Raw genomic sequence first — 20001 nt, 5'->3', positions numbered from 1 at the left:
TCATGACGGACACGCGGCCCGGGGCGCGAGTTCGACCGCCTGGCTGTCGCTGGTCCACTCCGCGACGAAGGCGAAGCGGTCGCCGCGTACGACCGTCTCGCGCCACTCCACCGGCCGGTCGCCGGACCGCCCCAGCCGCTCGATGCCGAACGCGGGCTCCCGGTCGGCCAGCCCCAGCAGCCACGCCTGCCGGATGTCGGGCAGGAACGGGTAGATGCGCTCCCGGCCGCCGGTGACCTTCACCCCGCAGCGCTGTTGCAGCTCGCCGTACAGCGACGTGTGCCGGAAGTCGGCGTCGAGCAGCGGCTCGGCCACCTCGGCGGGCAGGTACGCGGTGTCGTGCGCCAGCGGCTCGCCGTCCGCCAGACGCAGCCGCTCCAGCACGATTAGCGGCGCGTCCGGTACGAGCCCGAGCCGCTCGGCGACCGAGCCGTCCGCCGTCCGCTCCAGCCGGAGCACCTCGCTGCGCTGCTCCACGCCCTGGCTCTCCAGCTCGCGGAAGAGGCTGTAGAGCGAGCCGAGCGGCTGCTGTATGCGCCGGGTGTTCAGCCGGCTGGCGCGACCGCGCTCGGCGATCACCAGGCCGTCGGCGCGCAGCTTGCGCAGCGCCTCGCGCACGGTGTGCCGGCTGACCTCGTACTCCCCGGTGAGGCGGTGCTCGGCCGGGAACTCGTCGGTGAACTCGCCCGCCTCCATGCGCCGCCGCAGGTCTTCGGAGAGCTGGGCCCACAGGGGCAGCGGCGAGCGCCGGTCCAGGGGACGCGGGCCCGAGGGGTGTGCGGTCATGAAGTCGCCTCCGCGCGGGTACGGGCTACAGGTACGGGCCGGGCCGTACAGGCGCGCCGTCCCGGGGTTCTTTCTCGTCGTCCACTGCCGAACTTGTCGTCGGCAGCCCCGGCTGCCTAATGTACGTACATCCGTGCATCCGCACAACACACCCCCCGCGGGGCCCGCGGAACCGGGCCCGCAGGACCACGGAGGTCGACCGTGCACTTCGCGCAGTACTACCTCGACTGCCTCTCCCAGGCGTCGTATCTCATCGGTGACGAGACCACCGGACGTGCCGTCCTCGTCGACCCACGCCGCGACATCGACGACTACCTGCGCGACGCGGAAGCGGCCGGGCTGCGGATCGAGCTGATCATCGAGACGCACTTCCACGCCGACTTCCTCTCCGGCCACCTGGAACTCGCCCGCGCCACCGGCGCCACCATCGCCTTCGGCGAGACTGCCGAGACCGGCTATCCGATACGGCGGTTGCGGGACGGAGAGCGGATATACCTGGGCGCGCCCGCCGACGGCGAGGCACCCGGGGCCTCCGGGACCTCCGGGACCTCCGGGGCCCCTGGGACCTCCGGGGCCCCTGGGACCTCCGGGGCCCCTGAGACCTTCGAGCCCTCCAGGGCCTCCGGTGTCACCCTCACCGTTCTGGCGACTCCTGGCCACACCCCGGAATCCATCTGCCTCGTCGTCCACGAGCACCCCGACGCCGACGAGCCGTACGGCGTGCTGACCGGCGACACCCTCTTCGTCGGCGACGTCGGCCGCCCCGACCTGCTGGCCGCGGCCGGGCTGACGCCGGAGGAGATGGCGGGCCGGCTCTACCGCTCCCTGCGCGACAAGCTCCTCACCCTCCCCGACGCCACCCGCGTCTTCCCCGCCCACGGCGCGGGCTCGGCCTGCGGCCGCAACCTCTCCACCGAGACCACCTCCACCATCGGCGACCAGCGGCGACTGAACTACGCGCTCCAGCCCATGACGGAAGCCGAGTTCGTGCGCCTGGTCACCGCCGGGCAGCCCGCGACCCCCGGCTATTTCGCCCACGACGCGGCCCTGAACCGCGACGGCCACCCCCTCCTGGACACCGCGCCTCCCGCTGCCCTCACCCTCGACGAGGCACTGGCCGCCCGCCGGGACGCCGGCGCCGTCCTGCTGGACAGCCGTCCCCTCGCCGCATACACCGAGGCGCACTTCACCGGCTCCCTCCACATCAGCCTGGACACCCGGTTCGCCGAGTACGCGGGCAGCGTGGTGGCCCCCGGCACGCCGATCGTCCTCGTCAGCGACCCCGGCACGGAGTCCGAGGCCCGCCTCCGTCTGGCCCGCATCGGCTACGACCACGTCCTCGGCCACGTCCAGGACCCGGCGGCCCAACTCGCCCGTCACCCGGAACTGGTCTCCCGCACCCACCGGCTGGCGCCTGATGAAGCCCCTTCGGCCCAAGCCCAGCTGGTCGACGTGCGCAACCCCGCCGAATACGCGGCGGGCGCCCTCCCCGGCGCCGTCAACCTCCCGCTCGCCAGCCTTCCCGGCCACTGCGCCACCCTGGACCCGGACCGCCCGGTCGTCCTCTACTGCCGCAGCGGAAACCGCTCCGTCATCGCCGCCGCCCTGCTGGAGGCCCGCGGCTTCCGGGACGTACGGGATATCAGCGGGGGGTACGAGGCGGTGGCGCCCGCCGCCGGGTGACGTTGGCGACGGCGGTGGCGGGGACGTGAGAGGCCGGCGCGGAACAGGAGGGCCAGGCAGCCCGCCGCGCACCCGGCCGCGGCCCAGCGCAGCGCTCCGGCCGGGTCCGTACCGGCCGGGGCGAGGCCGAGCCCGGCCGTCACGGTGATCGCGCACTTGGTCAGCCCGGACGCCTCACCCGCACGGTCGGGGCTGACCACGGCCTGTGTGGCGGTCAGCGCCAGGGCTCCCGCCACGCCGAGCGCTGCCGCGGCCACGGTGGCTGCCGCCAGTAGCGCGGATCGCGGCATACCGCCGCCCGGCAGACCACCGGCCCCGGCCAGCGCCACCAGCGCGGCAGCTGCCAGCCCCAGGCAGGCGGCCATGACCGGTTCGGCGGCGCGTGGGCGTACCCGCCCGGCCGCCGGACCGGCCGCGGCCATCGCTGCCGCCGGTACGAGGAAGGCGGTTCCCGCGCCCAGTACGGACATCCCCTGCACCTCCTGGAGGGCGAACGGGACCACGAACAACAGCACCACCGTCGCCGCGTTGGCCACCGCACCGGCCGAAGTGAGGGCGACGTACGGCCCGTTGCGGAAGAGGGACAAGTCCACCAGCGGGTGCAGCGACCGGCGCTCGCCCCGCACGAACAGCACTCCGAGAGCCACCGCACCGGCCGACCACCCACCGGCCTGCCACCACGCCCCCGCGCTCTCGACAGCCATCGCCAGGCAGACCGGCACACCGGTGCCGGTAACGAAGGAAACCCAGTGGCCCCATCGGACCCGGCGGACCCGGCGGACCCACCGGACCCGGCGACCCCATCGACCCCATCGGGCCCGGCGAACGCCGGACCAGGCACCGGACCGGGCGCCGGACCGGGCGCCGGGCACTGGTGCCGTGGCCTGCCGGGCGCACAGTGCTGCCGCGGCACACAGCGGCACATTGACCCAGAACACGGCCCGCCAGGACACGGCCTGCGCCAACGCGCCGCCCACGAACGGCCCGCACGCCGTGGCCAGACCGGCCAGCCCCAAGGCGTACCCGGTCGCGACACGAGCCCGGCCCGCCGGGAACGACCGGGTCAGCAGCGCCAGCCCCACCGGCATGACCAAGGCCCCGCCCACCCCTTGCATCACCCGGGCCGCCACCAGGAACGGTAGCGAGGGCGCCAGCGCGCACACCGCAGACGTACCCCCGAACAGCACCAGCCCCCAAACGAGCAGCCGCCGCCTGCCCAACAGATCGCCCAACCGCCCGGCAGCAGGCATCAACGCCCCGGCGGCCAGCAGGTACCCGCTGACCACCCACGGCGCGGTGCCGGCCGGGGCGTGCAGGTCACGGCGGATCACAGGCAGGGCCATGTTCAGCGCAAAGGCATCCAGCTGCACACAGAACCCGCCGATCGCCACGGCCACCACGGCCCACACACGCCCACGCCACGCGGCGCTCCCGCAGCCGCCACGACTCTTCTGGAACATCCGGCACACCGGTCCACCTCTCGCGCCGCGCGGGTCGGCGTGGCGCAGCACGTACGGATGAGGAAGGTGAAGGGTGGGGGATTGGGTGTGCCGGAGACGGGGCAGAGAGTCCAGGGCGCCGCACGGGCACGGGCGCGCCGACCGGGGGCACGAGAAGCGACGCCGTACGGGGACGCCGCGAAGACGGCTGCGTATGGGGGCCGTGCGCGCGGTCCGTGCGGGCCTTCGCGCCGGGCCGGCTCCCACTGTACGAACGTCGTCGTACATCGGACGTTCAGCGGTTGTTGATCCGTGATCTTCAAGCTGGTCCGCATGTTGCGCCGTGTGATCTCCGAGCATGCAGAAACGACCCGGGAACCGCAAGGGCCCCCGGCGTCCTCGTCCCCGATTGCCCTCACCTGGCACGGCGAGCCGGGACGTCACGAGGAGCTGACCCACACCATGCTCATGGGCCAGGCCAAGCGGGCCGCCGCGGCGCTGGCCCGGCTCGGAGTACGGTCCGGCGACCGGGTGGCGGTGCACCTGCCGCTGGTGCCGGAGTCGGTCATCGTCACGCTCGCCTGCGGCCGGCTCGACGCCGTCCGCACGACGCTGCCGGTCTTCCTGACCGCTCCGGAACTCGCCGAGCGCACCCGCGAGTCGGGCGCCGAGGTGGTCGTCACGGCGGATGCCGCGTTCTGGGACGGCGCGGTACGGCCGGTCAAGCCGGTCCTGGACCGTGCCTTGCGACGCGACTGCCCGCAGGTTCGGTCCGTGCTGGTGGTCCACCGCAGCAGCCGCCCGGTCTCCTGGACGGCGGGCCGCGACCACTGGTGGCACGAGGCCCTCGCCACCCGCTGAACGCCCCGCCCGCGCGGCGCCGGGGTGGCTCACAGGCCGCGGATGGCTCCGGCCAGGTCGGGGCCGTAGGAGGCCCAGCAGGTGATCGATCCGTCGGTGCAGAGCTGCCCCATGAACCACTCGCCGTCGTGGAGCACGAGGCACAAGTCGTGGAACCCGAGGATTACCTCGGGCCGGAGGCGCGTGCCCGTGCCCTGGCCGGGTTCCCGGAGGGGCGTGCTCGTGCCCTGCCCGGGTTCCCGGAGGGGCGTGCCCGTGCCCTGGCCGGGTTCCCGGAGGCGCGTGCCCGTGCCCCGGCCGGGTTCCCGGAGGCGCGTGCCCGTGCCCTGGCCGGGTTCCCGGAGGCGCGTGCCCGTGCCCTGGCCGGGTTCCCGGAGGGGCGTGCCCGTGCCCTGGTCGGGTTCCCCGAGGCGCGTGCCCGTGCCCTGGTTGGGCTCCCCGAGGCGCGTGCCCGTGCCCTGGCCGGGTTCCTCGACAACCACGAGCCTGTCGAGGGAGAGCGGAGTGGCGCTTCGATCTTGCGAGAGCGTGCGGATCTGCTCGATCGTCCACCCGCTGGGGAGGTGTGAGGTCACCGCGACATGATCTCAACCGGTAGCCCGAGGTGAGCCGCCTGCGCCCGGGCCCGTCGCCCCCTGTGAGCCACCCCGGCATCCGCCGCTGGAGCGAGCCCGGCCGCCGCTGCACCCGCTCCCGCCGCTGGCGCGAGTTCCGCCGCCGCTGCCCCCGTCCCCGCCGGTCGTACCCTGGAGGGGTGAGTGCGACCCCTGAATCACGGCCCGAGGCCGATACGGAGCAGCCGGAGCGGCCGGAGCGGCCGGAGCGGCCCAAGACTTCCGCTGCCCTGATCTTCGACGACCCGCTGAACCAGCAGTCGTCCGACGACACCGACCGCGGCTGGGGCGAGCGCCCTTCCGGCAACGACAGCGCCGCCGACCTGGCGCGCTTCCTCGACGAAAAGCCGCCCCACCACCTCTGACCGAGGAGCCGGGGCGGCTTGGCCGCAGCCGCAGAACGCGCGTCCGCGCCCCTTACTGCTGAGTCTTCTGCGTGACCACCGAACCGGCGCCGCCACCCGCGGCCAGGCCCACGCCCGCGCCGGAGACCGAGCCGTTGCGCTGCGCGACGAGCGCGTCCCGGATCTCCGTCAGCAGCTCGACCTCGGTCGGGGCCAGCGGGCTGTCGTCTACCGGCTTCTTGGCGTCCTGGCGTGCCTTCCACTTGTTCATCGGCAGGATCATGAGGAAGTACACGACCGCTGCGGTGATCACGAACGTCAGGACCGCGCTGAGCACCGATCCCCACAGGATGTAGATGCCGTCGGTGAAGTCGCCCGACTTCGCGTCCGTGTGGCAGGTGGTGAGGCAGGTCTTGTAGTGGTCCAGGTTCTGCGAGCCGAGGGCACCGACGATCGGGTTGATGACGCCCTTGACCACGGCGTTCACGATGTTCGTGAACGCGGCACCGACCACGACGGCGACTGCGAGCTCGATCACGTTGCCGCGCATCAGGAATTCCTTGAATCCCGTGAGTACGCCCGTCTTCTCGCTCACCTGAAAGCCTCTTTCCACACTCACTACGAACCGTGCAACGAACAGCACCGCAACTTACGGCAGGGCAGTGCGCGGCTGTCCAATCCTGTGACCTGAACCGGTGAGCGGACGACGATACGTCCGTACGGATTGGCGCCGCGTCCCGGCCGACCGGGGAAGAGCCTTCCCCGCGGCACGCCGAACGCACCCCGCCACTTTGGCCAGTGTGGCGCCCATATCGGACAAAGGCCACTCGATCATGCGGGGCGGGCCTCATGACTGCCCCCGCCCGGCCGGTGGCTCGTGCGCCGGCGCCGCGCAGGCGCTCGTGGTGCCGTCGGCGCGGCCCTCGCTGTTCGCCTGGGCCGTGGCGGCCAGCGCGGCGGCCGTCATCGCCAAACCCGCCGTCACGGACCGCCGCCGGTGCCGCACGGCGCGCCGCAGCCGGTGCCGTCCGCCCCGGGCCCGTACCGGTGTGAAATGCGCCACCTCGTGCGGCGGCGGGAGGGGGAGGGACGGTGCGGAGCAGCGGGCCCGAAGGGCGGAGTCGAGAGCGGATTCGGGAGTGGTGTCGAGAGAGGAACGGGACACGGTAACCACCGCCTGCGGAGCCGGAATCGGTGCGGACGAGCTCCACCGTGCCGGACTTCGCCGATGCCCGCTCGGGCCTGTTGACAGCCGGAACGGCTACCCACGGGTTGTGGAAAACCCGGTCACCCGACCGAGTTCTTACGGCAGGTCGATGCCCAAGCCCCGCCCCCCTGCGCGCCCCGAACCCTCACCCGCCCCCGAACCCTCGCCCTAATCCGCCCCCGCCCCCGTACCCCCGCACCCGCACTCCCGCTCCGCCGCGGCCGGCAGCGCCCCCACCGCGTCGAACAGCACCTCGCGCAGCCGCCCGACGTTGCGCCCGAAGACCTCCAGCACCTCTTCGTGCGAGACGCCCGCGCCCGCCTCCGCCCCCGCGTCCAAGTCCGTGACCAGCGCCAACGACGTGTAGCAGAGGCCCAGCTCGCGCGCGAGCACCGCTTCCGGGTGGCCGGTCATGCCGACCACCGACCACCCCTGCGCCGCGTGCCAGCGCGATTCGGCGCGGGTCGAGAAGCGCGGCCCTTCGACGACCACGAGCGTCCCGCCGTCCACCGGCTCCCACCCACGTCCCCGGGCCGCCGCCAGCGCCGTCTCCCGCCCTGCCGGGCAGTACGGGTCGGCGAATGACACGTGCACCACGTTCGGCACGCTGCCGTCGGCCTGCGGCATCCCGTCGAAGTACGTCTGCGCCCGGTCCTTCGTGCGGTCGACGAGCTGGTCGGGTACGAGCAGCGTCCCCGGCCCGTACTCCTCGCGCAGGCCGCCCACTGCGCAGGGCCCGAGCACCTGCCGTACACCGGCCGACCGCAGTGCCCACAGGTTGGCGCGGTAGTTGATGCGGTGCGGCGGCAGGTGGTGCCGGCGGCCGTGCCGGGGCAGGAAGGCGACCTGGCGGCCGGCTACCTCTCCCAGGAAGAGCGAATCGCTGGGTGGGCCGTAGGGGGTGGAGACCGTGGTCTCCGTCACGTCGTCCAGGAAGGAGTAGAAGCCGGACCCGCCGATGACACCGATCTCCGCGTCAGCCATGCGGTCAGGTTAGGTACGGGCCCGCGAGCGGGGAAGGCGCGGTGTGCGCGGCTGCCGGCCTGGGACGCCGAAAGCCCCGCCGTCCTGGGACGGCGGGGCTCGGTGGAAGAGCCGGCGGGGTGCCGCTGTCGCGGCGCCCCTGAGGTGGTTCGGGGAAGTCGCTCAGGCGGCCGACGTGCTGGGCGTCGAACCGGAGCTCTTGCCCGAGGTGCTCGACGAGTCTCCGGACGACGACTTGGAGTCGCTGCCCGACGAGGACGACGAGGACGACGAGGAGCCCGTCGAAGACGAGGCCGAGGTCGAGGACGAACTCGACGCGGGGGTGCTGCTGGACGACGAGCCGCGGCTGTCGTTCCGGTAGAAACCGGAGCCCTTGAACACGATGCCGACCGCGGAGAACACCTTCTTGAGGCGTCCCTGGCAAGCGGGGCACTCGGTGAGCGCGTCGTCGGTGAACTTCTGCACCGCCTCAAGGCCCTCGCCGCACGCGGTGCACTGATACTGGTAGGTCGGCACTGTGACTTCCTCCTGGCACTCTCACTCAATGAGTGCTAACGACGCTCCATAGTGCAGTATTCCGGCCCGTCAGTCCACTGTTGCCGGAGTTCGGTGACCGACCCCACGTCCGACGACCAGTGTTTCGGAACGCGGCACCAGGTGTCCCCGGAACACCGCCAGCACCACCAGCGCCAGCGCCGTACCGCACAGCGGCACCAGGAAACCGGCGTGCGGACCGAAGTGGTCAGCCAGCAGACCGGCCGTCGTGGAAGCCGCCGCCTGGCCGAGACCGACCGCGCCGGTGAGCCAGGTGAAGGCTTCCGTACGGGCCGAGGCCGGAACCAGGGAGTCGACCAGCGTGTAGCCGGTGATCAGCGCCGGGGCGATGCACAGGCCGACCAGCAGCCCCACCGCGCCCATCAGCGGCGCCACGGACACCGCCCACAGCGGGGTGGTCATCAGCGCCAGCAGGGCGTACGCGACCAGCAGGCGGCGCCGGGGGCCCACCTTCCAGGAGAGCGCGCCGCACACGATGCCGGCCAGCATGTTGCCCGCCGCGAAAACGCCGTACAGCAGGCCGTTGATGCCGGGCTGCCCGATGTCCTCGGTGAACGCCGTGAGCGAGACCTGCATGCCGCCGAAGACCGTGCCGATGCCGAACAGGGCCGCGACGAGGACGCGCAGGCCCGGCACCGACAGCGCGGAGGCGTGCTTGGCCGAGCCGTCGGAGGCCCGGTGCACCGGCGGCTGGCTGCGGCGCTGGGCCGCGAAGAGCAGGCCGCCGCCCAGCGTCAGGGCCGCCTCCGCGACCAGGCCGGCCGCCGGGTGGACGCCGGTGCACAGCGCGGTCGCCAGCACCGAGCCGACGACGAAGGTGAACTCGTCGGTCACCGACTCGAAGGCGGTGGACGTCGGCATCAGGGGGGAACCGGTCAGCTTGGCGGCCCACCGGGAGCGCACCATGGGGCCGATCTGCGGCGTCGAGGCGCCGGTCGGTACGGCGATGACCAGCAGCGCCCACAGCGGGGCGTGCGCCAGCGCCAGCGTGATCATCGCGGCGACCGCCGCCGCGTGCACCAGTACGCCGGGCACGAGCACCGCGCGCTGCCCGAACCGGTCCGCCAGCTTGCCGCTCTGGGGCGCGAACAGCGCCATCGAGACGCCGGTCACCGCCGAGACGACACCGGCGGTGCCGTACGAGCCGGTGGTGTGCTGGACGAGCAGCAGGATGCTGAACGTCAGCATCGCGAAGGGCTGGCGGGCCAGGAAGCCCGGCAGCAGGAACGCCCATGCGCCGGGGGTACGCAGCAGCTGCCCGTACCCGGGGCGGACGTCCTTGACGTCCTTGGCGGGAGCCTGCTGCTGGGAGGTGTTCTGTGGGGCGGTCCCGCCCTGCGCGCCCTTGCCCGCGTTGTCCTTGACCGCGGATGCCACGGCCGAGCCTTTCTACCGCCTGGTAGCGCGCTGCCGCGAGATGGTCACGGGGTGCGCGCCGAGAGCTGTCCTCTCGCGCAGGACCGAGTGATACCGCGTGGTCCGCACCGGGGAGGTGGCTGCGTGTGGCAGGGGACCGCGGCCGCCGAGCGGTCGCGCCAGCTCTGCGTCAGGCAGAGTTGGTTCCTTTGATTGCTGCTTCATAGTACAGGCCGATACGCGTGAAGCCCCGGCGTCAACCAGGGCTTCACGGGAAATTTTCTTCGATCCGGGGAGCGGGTGGCTGCCGGGGCGGGCCGGGCCGCCGGAGCGGGCCCGGCTCCTCCCCCGGCGGGCGGGCGTAGACGCTTCAGCGGGCGGGCGTATGCGGCGGCTGCCCCCCGGCCCGCCCTTCCGCGTGGGAGCCGGGCCGCGCCCCCCGGCGCTTGCCCTGCGGCCGCCCGGGACCGGGGCCGGGAGCCAGCCAGCCGGCCAGCTTGCCGTGCTTCGAGACGGCCTGGAGCCGGTTCTCGACCGAGTCCCGTACCGGGTCCGTCGCCACGACCAGCAGGTCGTCCCCGCGCCGCAGCACGGTCGTCGGCGACGGTACGAAGCTGGTGCCGTCCCGTACGACGAGGGTGACCGCGGCCCCCGGCGGCAGCCGCAGCTCGCTGATCTCCACGCCGTGCATCCGCGACTTCGCGCTGATCGTGGTGGACAGCAGATGGCCGCGCAGCCGCTCCAGCGGCGCCGATTCGATCCCCAGGTCGGCGGCTTCCTTGTCGTCCCCCAGGCGCAGCTTCCTGGCCAGCCAGGGCAGGGTCGGGCCCTGGATGAGCGTGTAGACGACGACGAGGATGAAGACGATGTTGAAGACCCGGTCGCTGCCGGGCACGCCGCCCACCATCGGGATGGTGGCCAGCACGATCGGTACGGCGCCGCGCAGCCCGGCCCAGGACAGCAGTGCCTTCTCGCGCCAGGGCACCTTGAAGGGCAGCAGGCCCAGGAAGACGGAAGTCGGCCGGGCGACGATGGTCAGGATCAGGCCGATGACCAGCGCCGGCACCGCGTCGTCGAACAGCGCGTGCGGGGTGACCAGCAGGCCGAGCAGGACGAACATGCCGATCTGGCCGATCCAGCCCAGCCCTTCGGCGAAGCCGCGGGTGGCCGCGGAGTGCGGCAGTTTCGCGTTGCCCAGGACCAGCGCGGCCAGGTAGACGGCGAGGAAGCCGGAGCCGTGGGCGAGCGCGCCGGCCGCGTAGGCGGAGACGGCGATGGCCATCACCGCGATCGGGTACAGGCCGGAGGCGGGCAGCGCCACGTGCCGCATGCCGTACGCGCCGAGCCAGCCGACGGCCAGGCCGATGGCGGCGCCGATCGCCAGCTCCAGGGCGATCTCGCCGATGAGCGTGTACCAGTGCTCGACGGGGCCGGCCGTGGAGAACGCCACGACGAGGATCACCACGGGGGCGTCGTTGAAGCCGGACTCGGCCTCCAGGACGCCGGTCAGCCGGGCGGGCAGCGGCACGTTGCGCAGTACGGAGAAGACCGCCGCCGCGTCCGTGGAGGAGACCACGGCGCCGATGAGCAGCGCCTGGCGCCATTCCAGGCCGACGAGGTAGTGCGCTCCGGCCGCGGTGACCCCCACGCTCACCGCGACACCGAACGTCGACAGTACGGCGGCTCTGGGCAGCGCCGGTTTGATCTCTTTCCACTTCGTGCCGAGGCCGCCCTCGGCCAGGATCACGACGAGCGCGGTATAGCCCAGGATCTGGGTCAGTTCGGCGTTGTCGAAGACGACACCGCCGAATCCGTCCTGCCCTATGGCGATGCCTATGCCCAGATAGATGAGGAGGCTGGGCAGTCCGCTGCGGGAGGAGACGCGGACCGCGGCCACCGCGACGAGCAGGACGAGGGCGCAGATCAGCAGGAGTTCGTTGAGGCGGTCGACAGTCAGGAGCTGGTCCTTCCTCGTGTGCGGGCCGGGGCGGGCGCGGCTGCGGAGCGGACGGGTGTTCGGCGGTGCTTTCCTTACCGTATCTAGTTACTAAGGCTAACAATTTACCATTGCTTGAAGCTCTGGGGTGCCGGCGGCTACACCGCGTAGGGCTCGGCGGACCCGTGCGCCTATGGTTGCTCCAGCACTCCCACCCTGCCCCTCGAAGGACAGAGATGCCCGCCAACAAGTCCGCCCCCGCCCCTGACAAGGCTGCGAAGAAGCCGAAGAAGAAGGGGCGGCGCGGCCGCCTCGTCGCGATCACGGTCGTGCTTCTGCTCGTGGCGGGCATCGGCTACGGCGCGTTCTGGGGCGTCAGCACCGTCCGCGCCTCGTACCCCCAGACCACCGGCTCGCTGAAGCTGGCCGGCCTGACCGCCCCCGTCGACGTCTCGCGCGACGCCAACGGCATCCCCCAGATCTACGCCGACACCGACGAGGACCTCTTCCGCGCCCAGGGCTTCGTGCAGGCCCAGGACCGCTTCTGGGAGATGGACGTGCGCCGCCACATGACGGCCGGCCGCCTCTCGGAGATGTTCGGCCAGAGCCAGGTCGACGCCGACTCCTTCCTGCGTACGCTCGGCTGGCACGACGTCGCCAAGCAGGAGTTCGACACCAAGCTCTCCCCGCAGACGAAGAAGTACCTCCAGGCGTACTCCGACGGCGTCAACGCCTACCTCAAGGACCACGAGGGGTCGGCGCTCTCCCTGGAGTACGCGGCGCTCGGCTTCCAGAACGACTACAAGCCCCAGAAGTGGACCCCGGTCGACTCGGTGGCCTGGCTCAAGGCCATGGCCTGGGACCTGCGCGGCAACATGCAGGACGAGATCGACCGGGCCCTGATGAGCAGCCGTTTCAGCCCGACGCAGATCGACCAGCTGTACCCGAAGTACCCGGCCAAGCGGAACCGCCCGATCGTCGAGGGCGGCGCGGTCGACCCGGCCACCAAGGAGTTCGACCCGAAGGCCACCCCGAGCGGCGGCACCGCGACCAACTCCGGCAAGCCCGGCACGGGCACGGGTTCCGGATCCGGTACGGGCACCGGTACGGGTAACCGCAGCGCCTCCTCCGCCACCCAGGGCGTGAAGTCCCAGCTCTCCTCGGTCGCCAAGTCCCTGGAGAAGATCCCGGCGCTGCTCGGCCCCAACGGCAGCGGCATCGGCTCCAACTCCTGGGTCGTCTCCGGCGCCCACACCACCACCGGCAAGCCGCTGCTCGCCAACGACCCGCACCTGGCCCCCCAGATGCCGTCGCTCTGGTACCAGATGGGCCTGCACTGCCGCACCACCGGCGCCAAGTGCAACTACGACGTCTCCGGCTACACCTTCTCCGGCATGCCGGGCGTGGTCATCGGCCACAACCAGGACATCTCCTGGGGCATGACCAACCTGGGCGCCGACGTCAGCGACCTGTACCTGGAGAAGATCAACGCCAACGGGTACCTGTTCGACGACAAGCAGCAGCCGTTCAAGACCCGCAAGGAGACCATCAAGGTCGCCGGCGGCGCGAGCCGCGAGATCACGGTCCGCTCGACCAACAACGGCCCGCTGATCTCCGACCGCGACGACGAGCTCGCCAAGGTCGGCAAGCAGGCCCCGGTCGGCAACGCGGCACCGGACCGCGGCGACGGCTACGGCATCTCGCTGCGCTGGACCGCCCTGGACCCGGGCAAGTCGATGGACGCGGTCTTCGAACTGAACCGCGCCAAGAACTGGACGGACTTCCGCAAGGCCGCCGCCGACTTCGAGGTGCCCTCGCAGAACATGATCTATGCGGACACCAAGGGCAACATCGGCTACCAGGCGCCCGGCCGCATCCCGGTCCGCGGCAAGGGCTACGACGGCAGCCTGCCCGCCCCCGGCTGGGACCCGAAGGCGCGTTGGACCGACTGGGTGCCCCAGAAGGCGCTGCCCAACGAGTACAACCCGGCGCGCGGCTACATCGTCACCGCCAACCAGGCCGTCGTCGATCCGGACAAGTACCCGTACCTGCTCACCAAGGACTGGGGCTACGGCGCCCGCAGCCAGCGGATCAACGACCTCGTCCAGTCGAAGATCAAGGACGGCGGCAAGGTCTCCACCGACGACATGCAGACCATGCAGATGGACAACAGCAGCGAGATCGCCAAGCTGCTCACGCCCTACCTGTTGAAGATCGACCCCAAGGACGCGTACGTCCGCGAGGCGCAGAAGCTGCTGGAGGGCTGGGACTACACCCAGGAGCCCGACTCCGCCGCGGCCGCGTACTTCAACGCGGTCTGGCGCAACACCCTCAAGCTGGCCTTCGGCAACAAGATGCCCAAGGAGCTGCGGGTCGAAGGACAGTGCCTGTGGGTGCGCCCCGCGGACGACACCGGCCCGGTCGACGACCAGGACAAGCCGGTGCGCGAGTGCGGCGAACGCGCCCCCGACCAGGCGCAGCCCGACGGCGGCGACCGCTGGTACGAGGTCGTCAGGTCCATCATCGAGGACCCGAAGAACGACTGGTGGAAGACCGAGTCCCGGCCGGGGCACACCGTCGACAACAACCGCGACCAGCTCCTCGGGCACGCCATGAAGGACGCGCGCTACGAACTCACCAGCAAGCTGGGCAAGAACGTCGACAACTGGAGCTGGGGCCGCCTGCACCAGCTGTTCTTGAAGAACCAGACCCTGGGCACCAGCGGCCCCGGCTTCCTCCAGGACCTGTTCAACCGCGGCCCCTGGAACCTGGGCGGCGGCGAGGCGGCCGTGAACGCCACCGGCTGGAACGCGGCCGGCGGCTACGAGGTCACCTGGGTCCCGTCGATGCGGATGGTCGTCAACCTGGCCGACTTGGACAAGTCGCGCTGGATCAACCTGACGGGCGCCTCGGGGCACGCGTACAACGCGCACTACTACGACCAGACGGACAAGTGGGCCAAGGGCGAACTGCTGCCGTGGGCCTTCTCCCAGAAGGCCGTCAAGGCCGCGGCCGAGGACACTCTGACGCTGTCGCCGTGACGGGTCGCTGACCAGTAAGCCGGGCGGGCTCGAATCTCTTCGAGCCCGCCCGGCGCCGTTCACGGACGTGCGCGACCGGCGCGCCTATGAGGCGAACCGGTGCACGCCCCCCGGCGTCACGGCCACGTCCACCGGCCGGTCGTGCGCCTCCGCCGGCACCTCGGCCAGCACCTCGGTGTCGTACAGCAGCACCACCCTGGCCGGGCGCACGCCCGCCTTCTCCAGCCGCTCCAGGACCCGGTCGTACGAACCGCCGCCGCGCCCCAGCCGCATCCCGCGCCGGTCCACCGCCAGCCCCGGCAGCAGCACCGCGCCGGCCCCGGTGACGGCCTGCGGGCCGAGCCGGGGGCCGGCGGGCTCCAGCAGCCCCCGCCCGGCGCGTACGAGGCTCTCGGCGCCGCCGTACGCGGCCCAGTCCAGATCGTTGTCGGGCAGCAGCACGGGCAGCAGCACCCGCACACCGGCCGCGTGCAACTGGTCCAACAGCGCGTGCGTGGACGGCTCGCGCCCCACCGACACGTACGCGGCGACCGTGCCCGCTCCCACGAGCTCCGGCAGTGCCAGCGCGCGGCGCGCCAGCACCGCCCCCGCCGCCCGGATTTCACCGGGCGGCAACTCGCTCCTCGCGTCCAGGAGGCCGCGCCGCAAACCGCGCTTCCCCTCGTCGTAACCGCTCATGATGCGCTCCGGCTCCCGCTCCTGTGACCCGTTCCCAGGACCCCATCTTCCGCCGCAAAGCGCCGGTTATCGTGGCCCGCATGACTCCATCGCGTACTCGGATCACCAAGGCTGTCATTCCGGCAGCCGGTCTCGGGACCCGCTTCCTGCCGGCGACCAAGGCCACGCCCAAGGAGATGCTGCCGGTCGTCGACAAACCCGCCATCCAGTACGTCGTGGAGGAGGCCGCCACCGCCGGACTCTCCGACGTCCTGATGGTCACCGGCCGCAACAAGCGCCCCCTCGAAGACCATTTCGACCGCAATTACGAGCTGGAAGAGGCCCTGGACCGCAAGGGCGACGAGTCCCGGCTCGCCCGCGTCCAGGAGTCCAGCGACCTGGCGACCATGCACTACGTCCGCCAGGGTGACCCCAAGGGCCTGGGCCACGCCGTCCTGTGCGCCGCCCCGCACGTCGGCGACCAGCCCTTCGCGGTCCTGCTCGGCGACGACCTGATCGACCCGCGCGACCCGCTGCTCCAGCGCATGATCGAGGTACGGGAGCAGCACGGCGGCTCCGTCATCGCCCTCATGGAGGTCGACCCCGCGCAGATCGGCCTCTACGGATGCGCGGCCGCCGTCCCCGACGGCGAGGACGACGTCGTACTCGTCTCCGACCTGGTCGAGAAGCCGGATCCGGCCGAGGCGCCCAGCAACCTCGCCATCATCGGGCGGTACGTGCTCGACCCGGCGGTCTTCGAGGTGCTGCGCACGACCAAGCCGGGGCGCGGCGGCGAGATCCAGCTCACCGACGCCCTCCAGGCGCTCGCCGCCGATCCGGACCTCGGCGGCCCCGTGCACGGCGTCGTCTTCAAGGGGCGCCGCTATGACACCGGCGACCGTGGCGACTACCTGCGTGCCATTGTCAGACTGGCATGCGAACGTGAGGACCTGGGCCCGGAGTTCCGGGCCTGGCTGCGCAGCTTCGTCAGCGAGGAGATGTGACACCGTGAGCACCACCACCGACCGGACCACCCACCGAGAACGCGTCTGGTCGGTGGCCGATCACCTCGACGACGTACTGTCCAAGATCCACCCGCTGGAGCCCATCGACCTCCACCTGCTGGACGCGCAGGGCTGCGTCCTGGTCGAGGACGTCACCGTCCCCACCGCCCTGCCGCCCTTCGACAACAGCTCCATGGACGGGTACGCGGTCCGGGTCGCCGACGTCGCGGGCGCGACCGGCGACTTCCCCGCCGCGCTGACCGTCGTCGGCGACGTCGCGGCGGGCAGCGCCGAACCGGCCGCCGTCGGCCCCGGCGAGGCCGCCCGCATCATGACCGGCGCGCCGCTGCCCCCGGGCGCCGAGGCCGTCGTGCCCGTGGAGTGGACCGACGGCGGTACGGGCCGCGGCCCCGCCGAGACGATGCGCGCGCACAGCGCGGCACCCGAGGCCGCGGGCGGCGAGGTCCGGGTCTACCGCCCGGTCACCGAGCGGCAGCACGTCCGCGCCAAGGGCAGCGACGTCCCGGCCGGCGAACTGGCCCTGCCGGCCGGCGCCGTCCTCGGCCCCGCCCAGATCGGCCTGCTCGCCGCCATCGGCCGCGCCTCGGTCCGGGTGCGGCCGCGCCCCCGCGTCGTGGTCCTGTCCACCGGCAGCGAACTGGTCCAGCCCGGCGAGCAGTTGGGCCCCGGCGAGATCCACGACTCCAACAGCTTCCAGCTCACCGCCGCCGCGCGCGACGCCGGCGCCATCGCCTACCGGGTCGGCGCCGTGGCCGACGACGCCGAGACGCTGCGCGCCACCCTGGAGGACCAGCTCATCCGCGCCGACATCCTCGTCACCAGCGGCGGCGTCAGCGTCGGCGCGTACGACGTGGTCAAGGAGACCCTCGCCGACCTCTCGGCGGAGGAGGGCACGGTCGAGTTCCGCAAGCTGGCCATGCAGCCGGGCAAGCCGCAGGGCTTCGGCCTGATCGGCCCGGACCGCACCCCGCTGCTGGCCCTGCCGGGCAACCCGGTCAGCTCCTACGTCTCCTTCGAACTGTTCGTGCGCCCCGCCATCCGTACGCTCATGGGCCTGCCCGACGTGCACCGGCACACCACCCGCGCCACCTGCGGCGAGGCCATCGCCTCCTCGCCCGAGGGCAAGCGGCAGTTCCTGCGCGGCCGGTACGACGCCGGCACGGCCACCGTCACCCCGGTCGGCGGCGCCGGATCGCACCTGGTCAAGGCGCTCGCCCGCGCCGACGCGCTGATCGTGATCCCGGAGGACGTCACGGAGGTCGCCGAGGGGTCGGAGGTGGAGATCGTGCTGCTGAGGTGAGGGGGGCGTGTGAGACACAGGCGCGTGCGGACAGACGTGTGAGGGGCGGGCGTGTGAGGGGCGCGTGCCGGCTGGGCGCGGGCCGCGTACGCTCCGCGGGCGCCGGGCACGCGGGGCGGCCGGTGCCGACCTGGCCGGGTAGCCGGGTGGCCGCCGACGCCTGCGGGTACGGTGTCGTCGCACAGGCGGCACGGTCCGGACCGGGAGAACGATGAGCAGCGGCCAGCAAGATCTCACCCACCTCGACGCGACGGGCGCGGCCCGCATGGTCGACGTCACCGAGAAGGACGTCACCGCGCGCACCGCCCGCGCCAGCGGCCGCGTCCTGGTCACGCCGCGCGTCGTCGAGCTGCTGCGCGGCGAGGGCGTCCCGAAGGGCGACGCGCTCGCCACCGCCCGCATCGCGGGCATCATGGGCGCCAAGCGCACCCCCGACCTGATCCCGCTCTGCCACCCGCTCGCGATCTCCGGGGTCGAGATCGACCTCCGCGTGGCCGACGACGCCGTGGAGATCCTGGCCACGGTCCGCACCACCGACCGCACCGGCGTCGAGATGGAGGCCCTGACCGCCGTCTCGGTCGCCGCCCTCACCGTCGTGGACATGGTCAAGGCCGTCGACAAGGGCGCGGTCGTCACCGACGTACGGGTCGAGGAGAAGACGGGCGGCAAGTCGGGCCACTGGAGCCGGTCGTGACCGCGCGTCCGGGCCCGGAGGCCGCGCGCGCCACGGACGGCGGCGAGCGGGAACCCACCGCGAACCCGGGGCCGGGCACCGCCACCGACCGTACGGCCGGCACGACCGCGAACCCCGGCCCGGGCACCGCCCCGGCCGCGACGCCCGCCACCACCACCCCCGCCACTCCGGGCCCGGAAACCTCCACCGGCCACCCCGGCGCCGCCGCCCGGCCGCCCCGGGCCCTCGTCGTCACCGCGTCCAACCGCGCGGCAGCCGGCGTCTACCCGGACCGGGGCGGACCGCTGCTCGCCGAGGGCCTGGCCGCACTGGGCTTCGCGGTCGACGGACCGCAGGTCGTCCCGGACGGCGACCCCGTCGAGGCCGCCCTGCGCGCCGCCGTCTCGGCCGCGTACGACGTCGTCCTGACCACCGGCGGCACGGGCATCTCGCCCACCGACGGCACCCCCGAAGCCACCCGCCGCGTCATCGACCACGAGGTCCCCGGCATCCCCGAGGCGATCCGCGCGGCGGGCCGCGCGAAGGTGCCCACCGCCGCGCTCTCCCGCGGCCTGGCCGGAGTCGCCGGACGTACGCTGATCGTCAACCTGCCGGGCTCGACCGGCGGCGTACGCGACGGCCTCGCCGTCCTCGCCGACCTCCTCCCGCACGCGGTGGACCAGCTGCGCGGCGGCGACCACGGCACTTCCCCGGGTACGGGCGCGAGCGCTGCGCCGGCCCCCGGGGGCGCCACGGGGAGTGCGCACTGAACGCCCCCTGGCCGGTCGTACTGGCGGACGGTGACACCGCCCTCCGCCCCATAAAGGTGCGCGACCAACGGGCCTGGCGCGAGGTCAACCGCCGCAACCGGGACTGGCTGCGCCCCTGGGAGGCGACCATCCCGCCGCCCCCGCCCGGCATCCCCGCGCCGCACCGGCCCACATACCGCCAGATGGTCCGCCACCTGCGCGCCGAGGCGCACGCCGGCCGGATGCTGCCGTTCGTCGTCGAACACCGCGGCCGGCTGGCCGGGCAGCTCACGGTGGCCGGGATCACCTGGGGTTCGATGTGTTCGGGGCACGTCGGGTACTGGGTCGACGAGGCGGTGGCGGGCCGCGGGGTCATACCGACCGCGGTGGCGCTCGCCGTGGACCACTGCTTCCGCTCGGTGGGGCTGCACCGCGTCGAGGTGTGCATTCGCCCGGAGAACGTCCCCAGCCGCCGGGTCGTGGAGAAACTCGGCTTTCGCGAGGAGGGCCTGCGGCCGCGGTACCTGCACATCGACGGCGCCTGGCGCGACCACCTGGTATTCGCGCTGACCGCGGAAGAGGTGCCCGAGGGCCTGCTGACCCGCTGGCACCGGGAGAAGCCCAGCACATCGCACAAATGAAATGTGTGTTCGAATTCATCCATCAAATGGCCACATTCGCGTGCGGCTGATCTCAACAATCACAAAAAAAGTTCGAGATATCAGCCAGATCGTGCGACACACCGGCCCAATTGGCGGATGGCCCCACGCAAACCCCTCTACCGTGTGAGG

18 protein-coding genes and 1 pseudogene are annotated in these 20001 nt (G+C 72.5%); 9 read left to right on the top strand and 10 right to left on the bottom strand.

Translation table 11 applies throughout. The features are described from left to right. Nucleotides 1-786, bottom strand: coding sequence for a GntR family transcriptional regulator (locus ACH4OW_RS28440; protein ID WP_398030574.1), 786 nt, complete (start codon nt 784-786; stop codon nt 1-3). Nucleotides 787-987: 201 nt separating this feature from the next. Here ACH4OW_RS28440 and ACH4OW_RS28435 point away from each other — a divergent pair, with 201 nt between their 5' ends. Next, the gene (locus tag ACH4OW_RS28435) at nt 988-2469 is read left to right on the top strand and encodes a rhodanese-like domain-containing protein (RefSeq protein ID WP_398030573.1); all 1482 of its coding nucleotides are present in this window, start codon (nt 988-990) and stop codon (nt 2467-2469) included. On the opposite strand, the gene ACH4OW_RS28430 is transcribed toward ACH4OW_RS28435, so the two are convergent. Beyond that, on the bottom strand, nt 2352-3929 hold the full coding sequence (locus ACH4OW_RS28430; protein WP_398030572.1) for an MFS transporter: 1578 nt from the start codon (nt 3927-3929) through the stop codon (nt 2352-2354). The genes ACH4OW_RS28435 and ACH4OW_RS28430 overlap by 118 nt on opposite strands. A gap of 312 nt (nt 3930-4241) precedes the next feature. Here ACH4OW_RS28430 and ACH4OW_RS28425 point away from each other — a divergent pair, with 312 nt between their 5' ends. Then, complete coding sequence (locus tag ACH4OW_RS28425) at nt 4242-4769, top strand: AMP-binding protein (RefSeq protein WP_360129420.1); 528 nt, start codon at nt 4242-4244, stop codon at nt 4767-4769. 29 nt (nt 4770-4798) lie between these two features. Here the strand turns inward: ACH4OW_RS28425 and ACH4OW_RS28420 are convergent, their stop codons facing one another. Then, entirely contained in the window at nt 4799-5344 is a 546-nt protein-coding gene (locus tag ACH4OW_RS28420; protein ID WP_398030571.1) for a hypothetical protein, read from the bottom strand. Between the two features lie 179 nt (nt 5345-5523). Between ACH4OW_RS28420 and ACH4OW_RS28415 the strand changes: the two genes are divergently transcribed. Then, nucleotides 5524-5748: a hypothetical protein gene (locus tag ACH4OW_RS28415; RefSeq protein WP_398030570.1), complete on the top strand. Its 225-nt coding sequence runs from the start codon at nt 5524-5526 to the stop codon at nt 5746-5748. A 52-nt stretch (nt 5749-5800) separates the two neighbouring features. Here the strand turns inward: ACH4OW_RS28415 and mscL are convergent, their stop codons facing one another. From mscL to ACH4OW_RS28385, 6 genes are all read right to left on the bottom strand, one after another. After that, complete coding sequence (gene mscL / locus ACH4OW_RS28410) at nt 5801-6322, bottom strand: large conductance mechanosensitive channel protein MscL (RefSeq protein ID WP_398030569.1); 522 nt, start codon at nt 6320-6322, stop codon at nt 5801-5803. 252 nt (nt 6323-6574) lie between these two features. Continuing rightward, nucleotides 6575-6892 carry a hypothetical protein gene (locus tag ACH4OW_RS28405; protein WP_398030568.1) on the bottom strand — a complete coding sequence of 106 codons (318 nt, stop codon included), beginning with the start codon at nt 6890-6892 and terminating at the stop codon, nt 6575-6577. Nucleotides 6893-7102: 210 nt separating this feature from the next. After that, nucleotides 7103-7918, bottom strand: a complete 816-nt coding sequence (locus ACH4OW_RS28400) for an S-methyl-5'-thioadenosine phosphorylase (protein ID WP_398030567.1) — start codon at nt 7916-7918, stop codon at nt 7103-7105. A 162-nt stretch (nt 7919-8080) separates the two neighbouring features. Further along, entirely contained in the window at nt 8081-8434 is a 354-nt protein-coding gene (locus tag ACH4OW_RS28395; RefSeq protein WP_398030566.1) for an FmdB family zinc ribbon protein, read from the bottom strand. A 69-nt stretch (nt 8435-8503) separates the two neighbouring features. Further along, entirely contained in the window at nt 8504-9727 is a 1224-nt protein-coding gene (locus ACH4OW_RS28390) for an MFS transporter (protein WP_398030633.1), read from the bottom strand. A 472-nt stretch (nt 9728-10199) separates the two neighbouring features. Further along, on the bottom strand, nt 10200-11786 hold the full coding sequence (locus ACH4OW_RS28385) for a potassium/proton antiporter (RefSeq protein ID WP_398030632.1): 1587 nt from the start codon (nt 11784-11786) through the stop codon (nt 10200-10202). 215 nt (nt 11787-12001) lie between these two features. Here ACH4OW_RS28385 and ACH4OW_RS28380 point away from each other — a divergent pair, with 215 nt between their 5' ends. After that, entirely contained in the window at nt 12002-14806 is a 2805-nt protein-coding gene (locus ACH4OW_RS28380; protein ID WP_398030565.1) for a penicillin acylase family protein, read from the top strand. An 84-nt stretch (nt 14807-14890) separates the two neighbouring features. Here ACH4OW_RS28380 and ACH4OW_RS28375 read toward each other — a convergent pair whose 3' ends face one another. Next, on the bottom strand, nt 14891-15484 hold the full coding sequence (locus tag ACH4OW_RS28375; RefSeq protein ID WP_398030564.1) for a 5-formyltetrahydrofolate cyclo-ligase: 594 nt from the start codon (nt 15482-15484) through the stop codon (nt 14891-14893). A gap of 80 nt (nt 15485-15564) precedes the next feature. Here ACH4OW_RS28375 and galU point away from each other — a divergent pair, with 80 nt between their 5' ends. The 5 genes and pseudogenes from galU to ACH4OW_RS28350 all read left to right on the top strand — a co-directional run bounded on the left by galU (nt 15565) and on the right by ACH4OW_RS28350 (nt 19851). After that, nucleotides 15565-16467 carry a UTP--glucose-1-phosphate uridylyltransferase GalU gene (galU, locus tag ACH4OW_RS28370; RefSeq protein ID WP_398030563.1) on the top strand — a complete coding sequence of 301 codons (903 nt, stop codon included), beginning with the start codon at nt 15565-15567 and terminating at the stop codon, nt 16465-16467. A gap of 4 nt (nt 16468-16471) precedes the next feature. Further along, nucleotides 16472-17788 carry a gephyrin-like molybdotransferase Glp gene (gene glp / locus ACH4OW_RS28365; RefSeq protein WP_398030562.1) on the top strand — a complete coding sequence of 439 codons (1317 nt, stop codon included), beginning with the start codon at nt 16472-16474 and terminating at the stop codon, nt 17786-17788. Between the two features lie 211 nt (nt 17789-17999). After that, complete coding sequence (gene moaC / locus ACH4OW_RS28360) at nt 18000-18482, top strand: cyclic pyranopterin monophosphate synthase MoaC (RefSeq protein ID WP_360129384.1); 483 nt, start codon at nt 18000-18002, stop codon at nt 18480-18482. Between the two features lie 212 nt (nt 18483-18694). Next, nucleotides 18695-19231 (top strand): annotated as a pseudogene (locus ACH4OW_RS28355) (molybdenum cofactor biosynthesis protein B); the annotation flags it as partial. Continuing rightward, nucleotides 19228-19851, top strand: coding sequence for a GNAT family protein (locus ACH4OW_RS28350; RefSeq protein WP_360129729.1), 624 nt, complete (start codon nt 19228-19230; stop codon nt 19849-19851). The pseudogene ACH4OW_RS28355 and the gene ACH4OW_RS28350, both read left to right, overlap by 4 nt. The last annotated feature ends 150 nt before the right edge of the window (nt 19852-20001 follow it).

The sequence above is a fragment of the Streptomyces sp. NPDC017056 genome (assembly GCF_044332485.1).
Taxonomy (GTDB): domain Bacteria; phylum Actinomycetota; class Actinomycetes; order Streptomycetales; family Streptomycetaceae; genus Streptomyces.
The sequence above is the reverse complement of the archived record's forward strand: the minus strand, read 5'-3'. Positions and strand labels throughout refer to the sequence as shown.

What these genes read in the sequence shown, in the direction of transcription:
- ACH4OW_RS28440 (WP_398030574.1), bottom strand. Translation starts at nt 786, where the DNA reads ATGACCGCACACCCCTCGGGCCCGCGTCCCCTGGACCGGCGCTCGCCG.
- galU (WP_398030563.1), top strand. Translation starts at nt 15,565, where the DNA reads ATGACTCCATCGCGTACTCGGATCACCAAGGCTGTCATTCCGGCAGCC.
- ACH4OW_RS28380 (WP_398030565.1), top strand. Translation starts at nt 12,002, where the DNA reads ATGCCCGCCAACAAGTCCGCCCCCGCCCCTGACAAGGCTGCGAAGAAG.
- ACH4OW_RS28430 (WP_398030572.1), bottom strand. Translation starts at nt 3,929, where the DNA reads ATGTTCCAGAAGAGTCGTGGCGGCTGCGGGAGCGCCGCGTGGCGTGGG.
- ACH4OW_RS28375 (WP_398030564.1), bottom strand. Translation starts at nt 15,484, where the DNA reads ATGAGCGGTTACGACGAGGGGAAGCGCGGTTTGCGGCGCGGCCTCCTG.
- moaC (WP_360129384.1), top strand. Translation starts at nt 18,000, where the DNA reads ATGAGCAGCGGCCAGCAAGATCTCACCCACCTCGACGCGACGGGCGCG.
- ACH4OW_RS28400 (WP_398030567.1), bottom strand. Translation starts at nt 7,918, where the DNA reads ATGGCTGACGCGGAGATCGGTGTCATCGGCGGGTCCGGCTTCTACTCC.
- ACH4OW_RS28425 (WP_360129420.1), top strand. Translation starts at nt 4,242, where the DNA reads ATGTTGCGCCGTGTGATCTCCGAGCATGCAGAAACGACCCGGGAACCG.